Here is a 17,089-nt window from a genome sequence, read left to right on the forward strand (position 1 = left end):
TCCCTCGGCCGCCGCCACATCGCCCACATCACCGGCGACCTCGGCTACCGCGCCGCCCGCGACCGCGCCGCGGCGCTGACCGAGGTCCTCGACGCCGCCGGCCTGCCCCTCGCCGCCGAACCACAGTTCGGCCAATGGTCACAACGCTGGGGCCGGCACGCCACGGCACGGTTGCTGGCCGCCCACCCCGACATCGACGCCATCTTCTGCGGCAACGACCAGATCGCCTCCGGCGCCGCCGAAGCCCTCCGCGAACTCGGCCGCACCGTCCCCGACGACGTCGCCCTCGTCGGCTACGACAACTGGGAAGTCTTCGCCACCGAATGCCGCCCACCACTCACCACCGTCGACCTCAACCTCGAACAACTGGGGGCGACGGCGGTGCAGCACCTGTTCGCGGTGCTGGACGGCGAGCAGCACTCCGGGGTGGTACGCCAGCCCGGCCGCCTGATCGTGCGCGAGTCCACCGGCGTCGCCCCGGCCCGCTGAACGATCGACCGGGCGCCGTTTCGGCCGTCAGGGGCGGCTCCAGGTCACCGGATGGTTCACCTGGCCCGCGGCGACCGTCCCGTCGGTCGCGGACAGTACCGCCCGCTTTCGGCCGGGTGGCCGACCGCTGTGTAGGCTCGCGCACCGTGGACAGCACGCCGACTGCGGTGTCCCGGATGGCGGCCGCGTGCCGTGCATTGGTGGCCGCCCCTTGGTTCAACGTCGCCTCGTTCGCCGTCATCGTGCTCAACGCCCTGACCCTCGGCCTGGAGACGTACCGCAGCGTCGTCGCCACGGCGGGTCCGGCGTTCCACGTCGTGGAGTACGCCTTCCTCGCCTGCTTCTCGGTGGAGCTGCTCATCCGCCTCGCGGCGCACCTGCCGCGGCCCGGCGGCTTCTTCCGCGACGGCTGGAATCTCTTCGACCTCGCGATCATCCTCGCGCCGCTGGTGCCGGGCGTGCGGGAGAACGTGACCGTGCTGCGGCTGCTGCGCCTGGCCCGCATCGTGCGGGCGTTCCGGCTCTTCCCGAGCCTGCGGGTGATCCTCGTCGGCATCCGGCGCAGCCTGCCCGGCCTGGGCAGCTTCCTGCTCATCACGGTGCTGGTGCTCTACGGCTACGCGATGCTCGGCTGGATGGTCTTCGGCAAGGCGTACCCGGAGGAGTACGGCACCATCGGCCAGGCGATGCTCACCCTGTTCCTGCTGCTGTCGCTGGACGGCATCACCGACACGCTGCAGGCCGGCCGCGAGGTGACGGAGTGGGGGATCGTGTACTACCTGTCGTACATGATCGCCGCGTCGTACCTGCTGACCAACCTCCTCGTCGGCATCGTGCTCAACGCCCTGCAGGAGGCGCACCAGGTCGAGAAGGAGCCGGCCCCGGCGCCGGACGCGGGCATGGAGCAGCGCCTGGCCGTCCTGCGCACCGCCCTGGAGGAGCTGGAGCGGGAGTACGCCCGCTCCAGGTCATCCGGGCACGCCGCGCTGCCGCGCCCACCGCTGCCGGTGGAGGCGGGCGCGCCGCGCTGACCGGCCGGCCGGGTCACGACGGGCGGGCGGCGATCCAGCCGAGGCGCTCGGCCCGGACGGTGAGGTCGGTGCGGCGCAGGATCGAGTGCGGGCCGTGCTCGTCGAGCAGCGCGTCGAGCGCCGCGACGTCGTCGTCGGCGAGGTCGTCGGCAAGGTCGTCGGCGAGGGCCTCGCGGGCGCGGCGCAGCGAGGCCAGGGCGTAGCGGCCGGTCGCCTCGGGCGCCGGGGCCGCCAGGTCGGCGGCGAAGCGGCGCTCGGCGCGCACCTCGAACCCGGCCCCGGTCAGCGCGGCGGCCCAGTCGGCGCCCAGGTGCGGCATGTCCTCGGCGCGGCGGTGGGCCATGGCCTCGTGGCAGCGCTCCTCCAGGCCCGGGCGGCCGACGCCGGCGTCGGCCGGCAGGAAGCGCGGGAACGACTCCAGCTCGACCAGCGCGAGCAGCCCGCCGGCGGGCAGGGCGGCGTGGATGTCGCGCAGCACCCGGCCGGGATCGGCCATATGGTGCATGGAGTTGGCCGCCCACACCAGGTCGGCCTCGCCGAGGCCGGCAGGCCAGCCGGCGTCGAGGTCGGCGACCACGGTCCGGATCCGGCCGTCGAGCCCGCGCCGCGCGGCCTTGGCGGCGAGCCGGTCGAGCATGCCGGCGTCGCTGTCGACGGCGACGGCGCTCGCCGCGGGGAACTGGGTGAGCAGTTCAAGGGTCCCGGTGCCGGTGCCGGCGCCCAGGTCGACGATCGTGGCGGGCTCGCGGCCGGCGGCGTGCTCGCGGACCCAGCCCACGACGCCGGCGTGGTATTCGCGCAGCACCTCCGCGTCGAGGTCGAGCAGTTCGGCGAGGCCTTCGCCATGGTCGTGGCCGTGGTGGCTCCGGCCGTGGTGGCCCTGGTGATGATGGCCGTGATGGTGCGCAGGCATGGGGCAACTGTAGCGATGGTGCCGCACGCGTTCGGCGCCCACGAGGGCCCGGCCGAGATCCTCGGCGCCTCGGTCAGGGCCGGATCTCGTCCCAGGGGATGGTGGCCTCCGCCTCGGCCAGGCGGCGCATCAGGCCGGCGTCCACGCCGTAGTCGACGTCGTCGATGCGGCGCACGGCGGCGGTGCCGATCGAGTTGGTGATGAACGCGGCGCGGTACGACGGCAGATCGGCCAGCAGCACCTGGGCGCGGCGCGACGGCAGGCCGGCGGCGGGCAGGCGCGGGGCCAGCAGGAGCATGGCGATGCCCGGCAGGTGCGGCGCCGTCGGCCAGGTCACGCCCGTGCCGTCGAAGAAGCCGATGTTGGCGATCGCCGACTCCTCCACCGCGCCGGTGTGGTCGGTCAGCAGGGCGTCGTCGAAGCCCTCGGCCTCGGCGCGCCGGCCGTGGTAGCCCTGGCCGAAGCCGCCCACGTGCTTGATGTGGGCGGCGGGGCGCTCATAGCGCACCGAGCGCAGCGAGACCGGGGCGGACGGCGCCGGCGCGGGCGGCCGGACGACGACCATCAGCATGAGCTCGTCCGGGCGGTACACGTTGATGCGCACCGCCGCGTCCGGCACGTCGCGGATCGCGTGGGCCAGGCGGGCGCGCACCAGGCCGGTGTCCAGCTCCACACCGAACAGCTCGCGGGTGGCGGTGGCGAGCCGGTCGAGGTGCAGCCCGAGGCCGCGCACCCGGCCGCCGCGCACCTGCATGGCGGTGAAGTGGCCGTAGTTGGCCAGGATCGGGTGGTACAGCTCCTCGAGCCTGGGCTCGCGGCCGTCAACCTCGACCCGGATCGTCGCCGTGTTCACGATCGCCAACCATAGTGCGGGCGACCGCGGCGAGGTCGAGGCGGGCGAGCATGCGGGTGCCGATCTTCACCAGCGGGCTGCCGGCCAGCTCAGTGTGGACGGGCGCGTCGCTTGGCACCCGCTCCTCCCACGTCGACTCCTCGATCGCGCCGCCGCGGTGCGGGTCGCTACACCGGCCAGTTCGGCGGGCCCCCGGCCGCCTTGAGGCAAACGGCCGGGGGCGTTGTCGCCGGGGTCAGGCGACGGGCGGCGCCAGATACGTGACCGCCTTGCCGCAGTAGCTCGGCGGCAGGGTGACGACCGGGTTGCGGCAGACCTGGACCACCACGCGGTTGACGCCGGTCGAGTTCGAGCCGGCGCCCAGGACGAACGAGAAGCTCGTCGTGGTGTTGTCGGCCGTGCGGGACTGCCGGCCCACCTCGACGTTGCCCGCGTAGGCGACGAACGTGACGGTGCTGGAGTACCCGTCGTCGCCGCAGGTGGCGGCCGGGTCGGTCGGCAGGGGCCGGTCGGCCAGCTTGCCCGAGACGGCCACACCGGCCGTGGGCAGCGGCGAGGCCGAGCCGTACTGCCAGCCGAGCGTGCCATCGGTGGAGCCGTACCGGCAGCTGTCGCCGGAGTCGGCGGCGAACGGCTGCGTGATAACGGCGGCCTGGGCAGCGGCCGGGAACGCCAGGACGGCGGCCGCGGCGGCGGCCGGGATTGCGGCGAAGCGAGCTCGTCTCATCGACGTCTCCTCTTGTCGGGGGTGCGGGGAATGTGCGGGGCGGCGCACGTGCATAGGAGATCTTCTATCCACAGGCGCGTGATCGCAAGCACCCGCGCCGCCCGGCCATCAGAGGTCGAGCGGTGCCACGACATTGGCCGCAGCGCGACAATTGACCGGCGGGCGCGGGGGGCCGGCGAGGAGCTGCGCACCCTGATGGCGTGAGGGCGATGCCCGCTTGGGAGGGCCGGCGCCGCCCCACATACGGCGCCGGCCCCCGATCACTCAGTGCAACGAGAAGGTCGACAGCCGCGCGGGGCCGCCGAACACCAGGTAGACGTCGTGCCGGCCGCCGGTGCGCGGCAGGGCGGCGGCGACGTCCGCGTACGAGTACACGCCGGCGGTCGCCGGAACGTTCACCGTGGCCAGGAGCCGGCCCCCGACCGGGTCGTCGAGGCGGACCTGGATCGAGGTCGGCGCGCCGGGGCTCGCGACGCGGGCGCGGAACGCCGACGGGTTGCCGCGCAGGTCGGCGTCGGCGTAGCGGACCCACTGCCCGGCCCCGGTCGCGGCGACCGACGTGCCGGCCGCCTTCGTTTCGTCGACGAGGATCGTGCCGCGGTACGAGTCGAAGTTCTCGGCGCGCACCGAGCGCAGGTCACGGGCCGGGATCGTCTCGCCCCGCACCCGCAGCTGGGCGGTGGACCGGATGTCGGCCGACGAGGCGCCGATCATGACGTCGTGGGTGGCGTCCTCGACGACCCAGCGGCCGCGGGTCACGTCCCAGAAGCGCAGGTCCGTCGCGGCGAGCGAGAAGGTGACCCGCTTCGTCTGCCCGGCCTCCAGGTGTACCCGCTGGAAGCCCCGCAGCTGCTTGAGCGGCTGCTCCACGCGGGAGGCGCGCTGGTGCGTGTAGAGCTGCACGACCTCGTCGCCGGCCCGCGAGCCGGTGTTGGTGACGTCGAGCCAGACCCGCACGGTGCCGCGCTCGTCCATCGTGGACGAACTCAGCTGGGGCCGTCCATAGCGGAACGTGGTGTACGACAGGCCGTACCCGAGCGGGTAGAGCGGGTCGCCGGTGGAGTACTGGTAGGTGCGCTTCGAGCCGATGACGTCGTAGTCGGTGATGGACGGCAGGCCGTCCGCGCTGCGGTACCACGTCTGGGTCAGCCGGCCGGAGGGGTTGACGTCGCCGTAGAGCACGTCGGCGAGGCCGTGCCCGGTCTCCTGCCCGCCGTGGCTGGTCCACAGCAGCGCCGGGGCGTTGGCCTGCTCCCAGTTCAGCGCGGTCGGGTAGCTGTTCTCGACCACGACGACCGTGTTCGGGTTGGCCTGCCGCACCGCCCGCACGAGCGCCTCCTGCCCGGCGGCGAGCTCGAGGTCGGTGCGGTCGTGGTCCTCGCGCCCGTTGATGAACGGCATGCTGCCCACCACGACGACGGCCGCGTCGGCGCCGGTGGCGGCGGCCACAGCGCCGTCCACGCCGGTGCTGACGACCTCGCGGGTGAACTCGGTGGCGGCCTCGGCGGTGGCGGCGCCGAGGTTGAGGGTGCCGTCGGGCTGCACGACGACGTACGGCGTGTGGTACGACGGCGCCCAGTCGAAGGCGGACTCGTAACCGGCGTAGCGCAGCACGACGTTGCCGTCGGGGCGGGCCTCGAGCGCGAACTGCTGCTGCACGAACCAGCCGTTGGGCTGCGCCTGGTCGGCGGCGAACCCGGACCAGTTGTAGCCGACGGTCAGGCCGTTGGCGACGTTGCGCAGCGTCACGATGCCCGCGCCCCAGTCGAACACGTCGAACTGGGCGCCGGTGTCGGCGGTGGCCGAGGTGGCGGCGAGCTGGCCGTTGCCCGAGCCGGAGCCGCCGGCGACGTACCGGCCGGTGCCGGCGTCCCGCAGCGCGATGCGGTCGACGCCCTCGCTGAAGGTGACCCGCGAGCGCTCGGCGATGCCCTGTCGCGGGGTCACCTGGTACGGCATGTTGCCGCCGTACCAGTCGCTGTAGACGGTGTCGGCGAGCGGCCCGACGACGGCGACGCGCCCGCCGGGGCGCAGCGGCAGCACGCCGGAGTTCTTCAGCAGTACCGTGGACTCGGCCGCGGCCTGGCGGGCCAGTCGCTGGTTGTCCACCGTGGACGCCTTGACCTTGGCGTAGGGTCCGCCGCCGGGGTCGAACTCGCCGAGGCGGAAGCGCAGGGACAGGCTCTGTTTCACGGCGTCGTCGATGTCGGCGACGGTGAGCAGGCCCCGGTCGAGCGCGGTGCGGACGGCGGTCACGGTCGCGGCCGGGTCGGTGTTGTCCTGGGTGAAGCTGTTGAGGCCGGCCTTGATGGCGGCGGCGTCCGCCTCGGCCTGGGTGGCGTAGTACGCCTCGGAGCCGGTCAGGTTGCCGGGGGCGTAAGCGTCGCTGGGGTTGAACAGCGGCCACGCGCTCCAGGCCCGGATCGCGTCCAGCTCCGGGCTGACGGTGTTGGGGCGGCCGTTGACGAGGTTGTACGAGGGCATCACGCCGGTGGCCGCGCCGGCCTGCAGCGGGATGCGGAACGCGGTCTCGTCGTATTCGTGCAGCACCCGCGGCGGCACGGAGGCCGACGTCGTGTCCCGGCGGACCTCGTTGTTGTAGGCGAGGTAGTGCTTGAGCGTCGGGGCGGCCTTCAGGTAGAAGCGATCTGCGGAATCCCCGCCCGCCATGCCGCCGGCGTAGGCGGTGGCGAGCTGGCCGGTGAGCCAGGGGTCCTCGCTGTAGCCCTCCTCGTTGCGGCCCCACCGCGGGTCGCGCAGCGGGTTGACGACCGGCGCCCACAGGTTGAGCCCGAACACGTCGGGGTTGGCCGCGTGCAACTCGCGGGCCTCGTCGCCGACGGCCGAGCCGACCCGCCGCAGCAGCGCGGGGTCCCAGGTGCTGGCCAGGCCGATCGCCTGCGGGTACTGCGTCGCCGTAGCGGTGACGACGTCGCCGTTGTGGTGGTAGTCGTTGGACCAGGCGACGCCGTGCAGCGCCTCGGTGCCGGACTTGAACAGTCCGATGCCGAGGCGCGCAATCGCGGGCTGGTACTGGTGCAGCAGCGAGATCTTCTCGTCCAGGGTGAGCCGCCCGACGAGGTCGTTCACGCGGACCTGCAGCGGCAGTCTGGGGTTCTGGAAGTCGAACTGCGGGTTCGCCGCCAACGCCACCGGGGGTGCCAGGGCCATGGCCAGGGCGACGGCGGCGACGTTGGCGACGAGTACGCGCCTGTACATGCGGTGCCTCCTGATTCAGGGGAGGTGCACGATCACCAGCTCGGTGCCGGCGTCCGCCTCGATGAGGACGCCCGCGGATTCGGGACCGGGGTCGGGAGCGAGCCGGCCGGCGTCGACGGCTGCCACCGCGGCGACGCCGGCCAGCTGCACCCGCCAGGGCGCCGCGCTCCCGCCGCGGCGCACCTCGACGACGGTCCCGGTCCCGTTGCCAGTCACACGCACGGTGAACGTGGCGGCGGGCCGGCCCTGGAGGGTGGGAATCTCAACGGTGGTGCCGGCACCGTCGGGCAGCTCGTACACCCGCAGCGTCACGCCGTCGGCGTAGTCGTAGTCGGGGCGATCGTCGCGCGCCCCGAGTGCGATGACCGAGCCGGGCCGGACGAACACCGGCAGGTCGCCGATCCCGTACCGGCGCCGGAACCAGCCCGGCCCGGTCAGCACCTCCCCGCCGCGCAGGTCCGTCCAGCGGCCCGCCGGCAGGTAGAACGTGGTGTCGCCGTCGGCGCTGAACACCGGCGCGACGAGGATGGAGTCGCCCAGCAGGTACTGCCGGTCCAGGTTGGCGCAGGCGGGGTCGTCGGGGAACTCCAGCGCCATCGGCCGCATCATCGGCAGGCCCTCGCGGTGGGCGGTGACGGCGGCGGCGTAGAGGTACGGCATGAGCCGCGCCTTGAGCCGGGTGAACTCGCCGAGCACGGCGACCGCGTCGTCGCCGAAGAGCCACGGCACCCGGTAGGACTCGTTGCCGTGCAGCCGGCTGTGCGAGGACAGCAGCCCGAACGGAATCCAGCGGGTGAAGACCGCCGGGTCCGGGGTGCCCTCGAAGCCGCCGATGTCGTGGCTCCAGAAGCCGAAGCCGGACATGGCCAGCGACAGCCCGCCGCGAAGGCTCTCGGCCATCGACGGGAACGTCGAGGCGCAGTCGCCGCCCCAGTGCACCGGGAAACGCTGGCCGCCGACGGTCGCGGAGCGGGCGAACAGCACCGCCTCGCCCTCGCCGCGGTGCTCCCGCAGCACCTCGAAGACGGCCTCGTTGTACAGGTGGGTGTAGTAGTTGTGCATCCGCAGCGGGTCGGCGCCGTCGGCCCACACGACGTCGGTGGGGATGCGCTCGCCGAAGTCGGACTTGAAGGCGTCGACGCCCATGTCCAGCAGCGCCCGCAGCCGGTCCTGGAACCAGCGCCGCGCCTGCGGGTCGGTGAAGTCGACCAGGCCCATGCCGGCCTGCCAGCGATCCCACTGCCAGACGTCGCCGTTCTCGCGGCGCACGAGGTACCCGGCCGCGGCCCCCTCGGCGAACAGGCGCGAGCGCTGCGCGATGTAGGGGTTGATCCACACGCAGATCCGCAGCCCCTTGGCCTTGAGCCGGGCGAGCATGCCGGCCGGGTCGGGGAAGGTCTGCGGGTCCCACTCGAAGTCGCACCAGTGGAACTCGCGCATCCAGAACGTGTCGAAGTGGAACACCGACAGCGGCAGGCCCCGCTCGGCCATACCGTCCACGATGGACGTCACGGTCGCCTCGTCGTACGACGTGGTGAACGAGGTCGACAGCCACAGCCCGAACGACCACGCGGGCGGCAGCGCCGGCCGGCCGGTCAGGGCGGTGTACTTGCGCAGCACGTCCCGCGGCGTCGGGCCGTACACCACCAGGTACTGCAGGACCTGCCCGGGCACGCTGAACTGCACCCGGGACACCGCCTCGGAGCCGACCTCGAAGGAGACCGGGCCGGGGTCGTTGACGAAGACGCCGTAGCCGCCGCTCGTGACGTAGAACGGGACGTTCTTGTACGCCTGCTCGCTGCTCGTGCCGCCGTCGGCGTTCCAGATGTCGACGGTCTGGCCGTTCTTCACCAGCGGGCCGAACCGCTCGCCGAGACCGTAGACCGTCTCACCGACGCCGAGGTCGAGCTGCTCGCGCAGGAACTGCCCGTCCGGGGTCCGCAGCGCCGCCATCGCCTTGCGGGGGCTGCCGGTGAGCACGCGCCCGCCGGCCAGGAAGTCCAGCCGCCACTCGCCGAGGGAGAACCGGGCGCTCAGCGCGCCGGAGGTGAACGTGACGGATTCGTCGTCGCGGGTCACCTTCGGCGCGGCGGCCGGGTCGGCCTCGATGCGGAAGTGCGGGCCGCGGTCCACGCCGCCGAGGTGCCCCGCGATGCGCACGGCGACGACGTCGGGGGCCGGGGCCGTGCACTCCACGGTGAGCAAGGGCATGTTGAGGGTGTCCCCGCGCCCGGTGATCCGCTTCGCCGGCGCGAAGACCGTCAGCCGGTCGGCGCCGATCTCGACGTCGTGGACGTGCACGGGGTACTGGGGCTCCACGCCTTCGCGCAGCTGCCAGTACCCGTCGGTGAACTTCATGGGCGCTCCATCAGTCGGTGCTCACTTGACCGCGCCCGCGGTGACGCCGCGGGTCAGGGTGCGCTGGAAGACCAGGAAGAACAGGACCGCCGGGGCGATGCCCAGCAGGGCCGAGGCGCTGGTCGTGGTGGCGTCCATCATGCGTTCGCCCTGCAGGACCCCCAGGGCGACCGGGACGGTCTGGTTCGAGTTGGAGATCAGGAAGATGAGCGGGATGAACAGCTCGTTCCACGTCCAGACGAAGAAGAACGTGAACAGCACACCCAGGGTCGGGCGGCTCACCGGGGCCACCACGCGCACCAGGGTGCGCAGCCGGCCGGCGCCGTCGATCGCGGCGGCGTCGAGCAGCTCGGGCGGGAACTCGGCCAGGACGGTGGCGAGCAGGAACGTGCCGAACGCGCTCTGGATGGCGGTGAAGATGATGATCACCGCCAGCCTGGTGTCGTACAGGTCGAACTGCTTGGCGATGTAGTACAGCGGGTAGATGAGGGCTTCCTGCGGTACCAGGTTGGCGATGAGGAAGGCGGCCAGGAACCAGTTGCGGCCGCGGACCCGCCCGATGCCCAGCGCGTAGGCGTTCAGCAGCGAGAACAGCACGCCCAGCACGGCCACCGCGGCCGAGATGAGGGCGCTGTTGAGCAGCTTCTGCCCGAAGTCGACGCGGGTCCAGAACGCCGAGATTCCGGAGAGGTCCAGGCGCCCTGGCAGGCCCAGCGGGCCGCCCGCGGCGTAGTCCTGCGGCGTCTTCACCGCGTTGAGCACGATCAGCGCGAACGGCGCGAGCACCAGCAGGACCACGACCAGCAGCACGCCCAGCACCAACCAGCGCCCGAACCAAAGTCTCATTTGGCCTGCACCCGGATGAACACGAACGTCAGCAGCACGATGAGCACGGCCAGCACGGTCGACATCGCGGAGGCGTAGCCGACGTTGGCGCGCTCGAAGTAGTTCTGGTACGCGAAGTAAGACGGCACCAGCGTGGCGTTGCCCGGGCCGCCGCGGGTAAGCACGAAGATCTGGGCGAACACCTTCAGCGCCGCGATGGTCGTGGTGATGAGCACGACCGCGATCTCCGGGCGGATCTGGTGCACGGCGATGCGGGTGAAGCGCTGCCACCAGCCGGCGCCGTCGAGCGACGCGGCCTCGTACAGCTCCGGGTCGACGCGCTGCAGGCCGGCCATGAACATGACGACCGGGTAGCCGATCTGCACCCAGAGCATGACGGCCATGACGGTGTACAGCGCGTACCGGTCGTCGCCGAGCCAGTTGCGCGCCAGCGCGCCCACGCCGGCCTTGTCCAGGATGGTGTTGAGCGCGCCGTAGCTCGGGTGCAGGATCCAGCCCCACACGATGCCGGTCACGGCCAGCGGGAGCACCTGCGGCAGGTACAGGCCGGAGCGCAGCGCCCGGGCGGTGCGATCGCCCAGGCGCGGCGCCACGTAGTCGAACAACAGGGCGGCGAGGAACAGCCCCAGCAGGGTCGGCACCACCGCCATGGCGACGATCATCAGCACGATGTTCTGGAAGGACTTCCAGAAGTTGTCGTCGTGCATGAGCCGCTCGTAGTTGGCCAGGCCGGTCCAGCGTGGGGAGCCCACGCCGGACCACTCCGTGAAGCTCGTGCCGATCGTCATGAGCAGCGGGACCGCCACGACGAGCGTGCACAGGGCCAGGCCCGGCACCAGAAACGGCCAGTACCCCTTGCGGTTCATCATCCGCCGACGTTCGCCCGGTTGTCGTTGTACGGCTTGGCGATCTCGTCGAGGACCGCGTCCGGCTTGGCCGAGCCGTTGATGAGCTTCTGCACGCCGGCGACGAGCACGTCGTAGTAGCCGGGCGCCGGCCAGTCCGGGTAGAAGGCGATCCCGTCGTCCTTCGTGACGGCGTCGAAGTTGGCGATCAGCTCCTTGCTCTTCGCGTCGGTGATCTTCGACGTGTCCGCCGCGACCGGGATGCCGCCGGAGTTGCCGAGCAGGTTCTGGATCTCGGGCTTCATCGTGATGTCGATGAAGTCGTACGCCAGCTGCTTGTTCTTCGCCTTGGCCGGCACCACCCACAGGTTGCCGCTCGAGCCCGGGTGCAGCTTCGTGCCCGGGAACAGGAACGTGCCCCAGCCGAAGGTGGCCTCCTTGACCATCCGGCCGTACCACCAGCTGCCGGAGATCATGATCGGCGACTTCTGCTGCTCCCACGCCACGCCCATGTCCTCGGCCTTGATGCCGGCCGAGTTCTTGTCGACGTAGCCCTTGGCCACCCAGTCCGCGAACGTGTTCGCGGCGTAGCTCAGCTGCTGGCCGTGGAAGTCGACCTTGTTCTTGTACAGCTGGAAGTCCTCGACCCACGCCCGGTCCGCCTTCGACAGGGCGAGCAGGTAAAGGATCTGCTGGGCCGGATACTCGGCGCCGCCGACGGACAGCGGGGTGATCCCGTTGCGCTTGAACGTGTCCATCGCCGTCTCCAGCTCGGCGATCGACGTCGGGACCTGCACGTCGTACTTCGCGAACAGGTCCTTGTTGTAGTAGGCCATGACGTACTCGGCGTAGTTGGGCACGCCGTACCACTTGCCGCTACCCATGACGCCGCGCTGGTCGTAGCGCGCGGTGGTGGCCAGGCCCGGGGTGAGCGCCTTGCTCCAGCCGCGCTTGTCCGCCTCGGCCGACAGGTCGGTGAGCAGGCCCTGCTTGGACAGCAGGCCGGCGCTGGCGTTGCCCTTGTTGTACTCCATGACGTCAGGCGCGTCGTTGGAGTTGAGGATCATGTTGGCGCTCTGGCGGATCTGCTCGAAGCTCTTCTCCTCGAACACGACCTTCGCGCCCGGGTGGGACGCCTCGAACTGCTTGATGGCCTCGTTCCAGGCGATGCCCATGGCGCTGTTCGCGCCCTCGTAGTGCCACAGCTTGAGGGTCTTGCCGTCGCCCTGCTGCTGGTCGTCGCCGCCGCACGCGGCGAGCGGGCCGGCGAGGGCGATTATGGCCGCCGCGGCTAAGGCGGCGCTGCGGATGCGCGTGAACACGTCTGCTCCTGGTGTGGGGTGAGGGCACGGCGGGGGTGTCGCCGTGTGCTTGTTCTCGCAGCGGTTCGTGGGCGTTGTCGTCTCAGCCCGCTTCGCGGCGTCCCGAGGGGGTTTGTTCGGAATCCTGTCGAAGCGCTTCGACAGTGAAGCTACGAACTCACCGGCCGCTTGTCAACAGCCGGTCAGCGACGCCGAGGTCCGGGGCCCCGCGAAACGGAAACTTCCAGCCTCAGCCGGACACCGCGCCGAGGCGCCGGGCGACCGCGTCGCGGACGGCCGCCTCCGTGGGCGTGGCGACCCCGGCCGCCTCCGCCATCCGCCGCAGCGACGTCATCGTGACACCCGGGAGCCGGCAGGCGGTGAACCGCTCGTACACCCCGAGATCGGAGTCGATGTTGAGCGCGAACCCGTGGCTGGTCACGCCGCCGCGGATGCGCATCCCGATCGACACGAGCTTGTGGTGCTCCGGCGTCCACACGCCGACGAGGCTGTCGGCGCCCTTGGGGGTGTCCCGGCGTACCGTCGCGAAGCCCAGGTCGGCGAGGGCCGCGACGAGGCCGAGCTCGAGCCGGCGCACGACGTCGCCGGGCCCCCGCTCGCGCAGGTTCATGACGAGGTAGCCGACGAGCTGTCCCGGCCCGTGGTAGGTCGCGTGCCCGCCCCGGTCGACCTCGATTGTCTGCAGCGACCCGTCCTGCGGCAGGTCCTCCGGCGGCGTGTGCCGGCCGTACGTGACGACGGGCGGGTGGGTGAGCAGAAACAGCCGGTCGGGCGCGGTCCCGGCCTGCCGCTCGGCGACCCAGCCGCGCATCGCCTCGATCGCCTCCGCGTATCCGACCTCGCCCAGATCCACCCGCACCATGCCCGTCACCGTTCGATTCTGCCTCGCCTGCCGCGCAGCCCTGCAGCACCGCAAGACGGAGGTCAGCGTGTGGTTCGCACTGGCCGGCGCGCTGCTGGTGCTGGCCGCGGTGGCCCTGGCGCAATGGTGGAGCCGGGCCGAGAGACCGGGGGGACGCCGGCAGCCCGTGGTTTGACGCGCGTAGCCCGGGTAGGGCCGGGACCATCATGCGGACTTCGAACGGGCTCCGGCTGCTGGTCGGATACGACGGCTCACCCGCGGCGAGCACGGCCATCGACGCCGGCTCGCTGCTGCTGCCCGGCGCGCACGCCGTCGTCGCCCACCTGTGGAGCCCGCCGTACGCGGACGCGGGCCTGCGGCGGCGGTTGTGGACCGGCTCGCGCGACATCGAGACGTTCGTGGACGCGGTCGAGCGCGAGGGCGGCCGCGAGGCCGAACGGCTGGCCGAGGTCGGGGTCAAGCTGGCCGTGGCCGCGGGCTGGAGCGCCGAGCACCTCGCGAGGCGCACGTACGGCGGCGAGGGCGTCCAGCTCGCGCAGATCGCCGACGAGACCCGCGCCGACGTCATCCTCGTCGGCTCCCGCGGCCTGCGCGCCGGGCGGGCCCTGCTCGGCAGCGTGTCGGACATGGTCGTGCACTACAGCTCCCGCCCGGTCATCGTCGTGCCCCACCCGCTGCTGCTGGAGGAGTACACCGCCCTCGCCCAGGGCCCCGCGCTGGTCGGCTGGGACGGCTCGAAGCACTCGGCGCTCGCGTGGCGCCGTGCCCGCGAACTGTTCGCCGGCCGCCCGGCGATCGCCGCGACGGTCGGCCCGGACGGCGTGGCGACGGTCGCGCCGGCCGACCCCGACGCGGCCGGCGCGCCGCCCGCCACGGAGCCGCAGGAGCAGCCCCGCCACCTCCGCGCGCGTACCGTGGCCGAGTCGCTCGGGGCGTTTGCGCGCACGAACGCGGCTGCCGTCCTCGTCATCGGCTCCCGCGGCCGCTCGGCGACCCGCGAGATCCTGCTCGGCAGCGTCGCCAAGGCGACGCTGCACCACGCCCACCGCCCCGTGATGGTGGTTCCCCCGTCCTGAGTGAACGGCCTGACCGGCTCGCCGGGCGGCGGCCGGGCGTCCCGCCGCCGGCCACCCGGCCGGTCCACCGCGGCCGGGTACATTTGCAGCCCAGCGGGGGCGGCTCCCGGCCGCAGGTGCCCGCGAAGCGCTGTGGTTGCCCCCGACGGAGTGCTGAGGGAGTCGTGACATCTGAGGTCAGGTCACCGCGCAGGCGCGGGCCGCGAGCCCTGCTGCGCGAGGCGCGCTCGCTGCCGACGGTGTTGCTGCTGGCGTTCTGCCTGTTCGCCGGCGTCCCGGCCGCCATCGGGCTGACGCCACCCCAGGATCTGACGGTCGCCGGCCAGAACCTGTCGGTGGGCGCCCGCGTCCCCAGCCTCACGGTCTCCGGCCCGGCCCGGCTGGTGCAGATCGGCAACACGCGGCTCGACATCGCGCCGCTGCAGGTCTACGGGCCACTGCGGCCGCAGGTGACGCTCGGGCCGATCCAGCGCAACGAGGCGGCGGCCGCCGCGGTCAACCCCAGGTCGGCCTCCCGGACCCGCGGGACGGCGGTGTCCGCGCTCGGCGCCGGGTTCCTGCGGTGGTACGCCTGGGCGACGCTCGGCCTGCTCGCCATCACCCTCGCCGCGACCGCCGTCGCCGCCTACATCCGCATCCTGGCCGTCCTGCGCCGGCAGAGCCGGGCGGTGCACCGGCAGCTCACGGTCGCGGAGGTGTGGCAGAACGGCGCGGGGCAGATCCGCCGGATGGCGTTCCTCGCCGTCGCGGTCACCCTGCTGGGCTGGGCCGGCGCCGGGACGCTGGCGTACGCCGGCACGGTGCAGGGCCTGCGGGGCGTGCGGTCGCTGTCCGACCTCGTCGGCGCCGACCGGCTGCCGCCGCTGGCGGTGGGCCCGAAGGTGACCGGCTACACCGGCGCGGTGATCGGCGACTCGCGCGCGGCCCGGCTCGGCGGCGCCCCGGTGCCCGGCGCCACCGAGGACGACACCGCCTGCGGCCGCAGCGCCGACTCCCTCGCCGCCGAGATCGGCAACCTGCGCGGCCAGCGGGTGCTCAACCTGGCCTGCTCCGGCGCCTCCATCCCGCGCGGCCTGCTCGGCCCGCAGGTGCAGGGCGGCCGCGTCCTGCCCGCCCAGGTCGGGGTGCTGCAGCAGGTGGAGGGGCTGAAATACGTCGCGGTCGTCATCGGCCCGAACGACCTGTACTGGGGCGACTTCCTGCAGTACTGCTACGCCGTGTCCGACTGCCAGGACAAGTTCACCCAGGGCGAGTACGACTACCGGCTGGCCGACTTCGACCGCGACTACGGCGACCTGCTGCACAGACTCAACGACCTGCCCGGCCGCCCGCAGGTCATCGTCGTCAACTCCTACGACGTGTTCAGCCCGGACGCGGACTGCGCCGACGCGCGGGGCCCGGCCGGCGTGGCCGGGCTGAACCCGAACAACATCACCCTGCTGGCCAGCCGCAACAAGGGGCTCAACGACGTGCTCGCCGCCGGGGCGCGCAAGTACGGGTTCAGCCTCGCCACCCCACGGCTGACCCCGCTGTGCACGGACGGCGGCGACCGGCTGGGCGCCGACCTGCAGGGGTTGCAGGACAGCGACCCGTTCCACCCGACCGGCATCGGATCGATCCGGATGGCCGCGGCGGTGGCGCAGGTCATCCGGGCGGACGGGCGCGCCTGACCCGGGCGGCGCCCGGCGGGGATTCAGCAGGTCGTGGTCCGGCGTACGGTGACCGCGGTGCCGTCGTCGGTGGCGTCCACGACGACGCTGACCGTGCCGTCGCGGTAGGCGACCCGGTTCGAGGCGGCCACCGCGAAGACCCGCGCACCCTGCGGCACGGCCACCCGGTCGGCCAGCCGCCCGCTGTCGGTGCTCGCGCTGTACGCGGCCACCGTCTCGATCCGCCCACCCGGCGCCCCGCCCGGGCACGGTACCGACGCCGTGTCGAACCCGGCCGGCGCGGTGCCGAGCGCGGCGAGCACGGCGCCGATCGCGGGCACCGCCGGGTCCCCCGGCCCCGGGCTGGCGTCGGTCACGGCCGCGGGGCCGGCGACGCAGCCGGTCTGTGCCTGCGCCACCAGCCACCCCGGGCCGAGCTCCCGCACCGACAGCTGGACGCCGCCATCCGCCGTGGCGGCCAGCGGCCGGGCCCAGCCCGACGGCGCCGTGCCCCGCTGCGGCCGGTACGCCGCCCCGAGCTGCTGCTCGATCCGCGTGACGGTCGCGTCCTCCTGCCCGCCGGGCACAAACAGGTCGGCGGCCCGGCTGTACCGGCCGCCGCCGCGCAGCACGCCCAGCGAGCAGGTCGCGGCCCGGACCATCCCGCTCACCGCCACCGCCGCGTCGGCACCGGCCGCGGTCAGCACGTCCGCGACGCCGCGGTCCATCGCGGCCACGCTGTCGCGCACCTGCGGGTCCCGCGAGGCGTCCCACCGCCACACCGCGGTCGCCGCGGCGCCCAGCACCAGCAGCGCCCCGAGCGCCGACCCCGCAACGACCAACGCGCGCCGCCTCGACATGCCCCGATTGTGCACCCGGCCGCCGCGCGCGGGCCGGCC

16 protein-coding genes are annotated in these 17,089 nt (G+C 73.0%); 5 read left to right on the forward strand and 11 right to left on the reverse strand.

Annotated features, from left to right (window positions below; all coding sequences use genetic code 11):
* Both ACGFI8_RS26870 and ACGFI8_RS26875 read left to right on the forward strand, forming a co-directional pair.
* On the forward strand, positions 1-489 hold a 489-nt coding region (locus ACGFI8_RS26870), incomplete at its 5' end, for a substrate-binding domain-containing protein (protein ID WP_392808987.1).
* Between the two features lie 146 nt (positions 490-635).
* On the forward strand, positions 636-1,520 hold the full coding sequence (locus tag ACGFI8_RS26875; protein WP_392808989.1) for an ion transporter: 885 nt from the start codon (positions 636-638) through the stop codon (positions 1,518-1,520).
* Between the two features lie 13 nt (positions 1,521-1,533).
* On the opposite strand, the gene ACGFI8_RS26880 is transcribed toward ACGFI8_RS26875, so the two are convergent.
* The 10 genes from ACGFI8_RS26880 to lipB all read right to left on the reverse strand — a co-directional run bounded on the left by ACGFI8_RS26880 (position 1,534) and on the right by lipB (position 13,465).
* Entirely contained in the window at positions 1,534-2,433 is a 900-nt protein-coding gene (locus tag ACGFI8_RS26880) for a class I SAM-dependent methyltransferase (protein ID WP_392808990.1), read from the reverse strand.
* 73 nt (positions 2,434-2,506) lie between these two features.
* Entirely contained in the window at positions 2,507-3,286 is a 780-nt protein-coding gene (locus ACGFI8_RS26885) for an aminotransferase class IV (RefSeq protein WP_392808991.1), read from the reverse strand.
* Positions 3,255-3,404 (reverse strand): hypothetical protein, encoded by a 150-nt coding sequence (locus ACGFI8_RS26890; RefSeq protein ID WP_392808992.1) that lies wholly within the window; start codon positions 3,402-3,404, stop codon positions 3,255-3,257. Before ACGFI8_RS26890 ends, ACGFI8_RS26885 begins: the two co-directional genes overlap by 32 nt.
* A 117-nt stretch (positions 3,405-3,521) precedes the next feature.
* The gene (locus ACGFI8_RS26895) at positions 3,522-4,013 is read right to left on the reverse strand and encodes a hypothetical protein (protein ID WP_392808994.1); all 492 of its coding nucleotides are present in this window, start codon (positions 4,011-4,013) and stop codon (positions 3,522-3,524) included.
* Positions 4,014-4,277: 264 nt separating this feature from the next.
* A complete protein-coding gene (locus ACGFI8_RS26900) occupies positions 4,278-7,232 on the reverse strand; it encodes a glycoside hydrolase family 3 C-terminal domain-containing protein (RefSeq protein WP_392808996.1) in 2,955 nt (984 codons plus the stop codon).
* 15 nt (positions 7,233-7,247) lie between these two features.
* Entirely contained in the window at positions 7,248-9,590 is a 2,343-nt protein-coding gene (yicI, locus tag ACGFI8_RS26905; RefSeq protein ID WP_392808998.1) for an alpha-xylosidase, read from the reverse strand.
* A gap of 21 nt (positions 9,591-9,611) precedes the next feature.
* Positions 9,612-10,436, reverse strand: a complete 825-nt coding sequence (locus ACGFI8_RS26910; protein WP_392809000.1) for a carbohydrate ABC transporter permease — start codon at positions 10,434-10,436, stop codon at positions 9,612-9,614.
* The gene (locus ACGFI8_RS26915; protein ID WP_392809002.1) at positions 10,433-11,305 is read right to left on the reverse strand and encodes a carbohydrate ABC transporter permease; all 873 of its coding nucleotides are present in this window, start codon (positions 11,303-11,305) and stop codon (positions 10,433-10,435) included. The genes ACGFI8_RS26910 and ACGFI8_RS26915 overlap by 4 nt, the downstream gene beginning before the upstream one ends.
* On the reverse strand, positions 11,302-12,603 hold the full coding sequence (locus ACGFI8_RS26920; protein WP_392809004.1) for an extracellular solute-binding protein: 1,302 nt from the start codon (positions 12,601-12,603) through the stop codon (positions 11,302-11,304). Before ACGFI8_RS26920 ends, ACGFI8_RS26915 begins: the two co-directional genes overlap by 4 nt.
* Positions 12,604-12,832: 229 nt before the next feature.
* Positions 12,833-13,465: a lipoyl(octanoyl) transferase LipB gene (gene lipB, locus ACGFI8_RS26925; protein ID WP_392809006.1), complete on the reverse strand. Its 633-nt coding sequence runs from the start codon at positions 13,463-13,465 to the stop codon at positions 12,833-12,835.
* On the opposite strand from lipB, the gene ACGFI8_RS26930 reads away from it, so the two are divergent.
* From ACGFI8_RS26930 to ACGFI8_RS26940, 3 genes are all read left to right on the forward strand, one after another.
* Positions 13,464-13,640, forward strand: a complete 177-nt coding sequence (locus ACGFI8_RS26930) for a hypothetical protein (protein ID WP_392809007.1) — start codon at positions 13,464-13,466, stop codon at positions 13,638-13,640. The two genes, lipB and ACGFI8_RS26930, sit on opposite strands and share 2 nt — an antisense overlap.
* Before the next feature lie 31 nt (positions 13,641-13,671).
* On the forward strand, positions 13,672-14,541 hold the full coding sequence (locus ACGFI8_RS26935; RefSeq protein ID WP_392809009.1) for a universal stress protein: 870 nt from the start codon (positions 13,672-13,674) through the stop codon (positions 14,539-14,541).
* 164 nt (positions 14,542-14,705) lie between these two features.
* The gene (locus ACGFI8_RS26940) at positions 14,706-16,211 is read left to right on the forward strand and encodes a hypothetical protein (protein ID WP_392809011.1); all 1,506 of its coding nucleotides are present in this window, start codon (positions 14,706-14,708) and stop codon (positions 16,209-16,211) included.
* Between the two features lie 23 nt (positions 16,212-16,234).
* Here ACGFI8_RS26940 and ACGFI8_RS26945 read toward each other — a convergent pair whose 3' ends face one another.
* Complete coding sequence (locus ACGFI8_RS26945) at positions 16,235-17,050, reverse strand: hypothetical protein (protein ID WP_392809012.1); 816 nt, start codon at positions 17,048-17,050, stop codon at positions 16,235-16,237.
* Positions 17,051-17,089 lie beyond the last annotated feature (39 nt).

The sequence above is a fragment of the Dactylosporangium sp. NPDC048998 genome (assembly GCF_043197855.1).
GTDB lineage: Bacteria > Actinomycetota > Actinomycetes > Mycobacteriales > Micromonosporaceae > Dactylosporangium.

Coding starts and splice junctions, on each gene's coding strand:
- ACGFI8_RS26880 (WP_392808990.1), bottom strand. CDS start 2,433: ATGCCTGCGCACCATCACGGCCATCATCACCAGGGCCACCACGGCCGG.
- ACGFI8_RS26895 (WP_392808994.1), bottom strand. CDS start 4,013: ATGAGACGAGCTCGCTTCGCCGCAATCCCGGCCGCCGCCGCGGCCGCC.
- ACGFI8_RS26900 (WP_392808996.1), bottom strand. CDS start 7,232: ATGTACAGGCGCGTACTCGTCGCCAACGTCGCCGCCGTCGCCCTGGCC.
- yicI (WP_392808998.1), bottom strand. CDS start 9,590: ATGAAGTTCACCGACGGGTACTGGCAGCTGCGCGAAGGCGTGGAGCCC.
- ACGFI8_RS26910 (WP_392809000.1), bottom strand. CDS start 10,436: ATGAGACTTTGGTTCGGGCGCTGGTTGGTGCTGGGCGTGCTGCTGGTC.
- ACGFI8_RS26915 (WP_392809002.1), bottom strand. CDS start 11,305: ATGATGAACCGCAAGGGGTACTGGCCGTTTCTGGTGCCGGGCCTGGCC.
- ACGFI8_RS26930 (WP_392809007.1), top strand. CDS start 13,464: ATGCCCGTCACCGTTCGATTCTGCCTCGCCTGCCGCGCAGCCCTGCAG.
- lipB (WP_392809006.1), bottom strand. CDS start 13,465: ATGGTGCGGGTGGATCTGGGCGAGGTCGGATACGCGGAGGCGATCGAG.
- ACGFI8_RS26935 (WP_392809009.1), top strand. CDS start 13,672: ATGCGGACTTCGAACGGGCTCCGGCTGCTGGTCGGATACGACGGCTCA.
- ACGFI8_RS26945 (WP_392809012.1), bottom strand. CDS start 17,050: ATGTCGAGGCGGCGCGCGTTGGTCGTTGCGGGGTCGGCGCTCGGGGCG.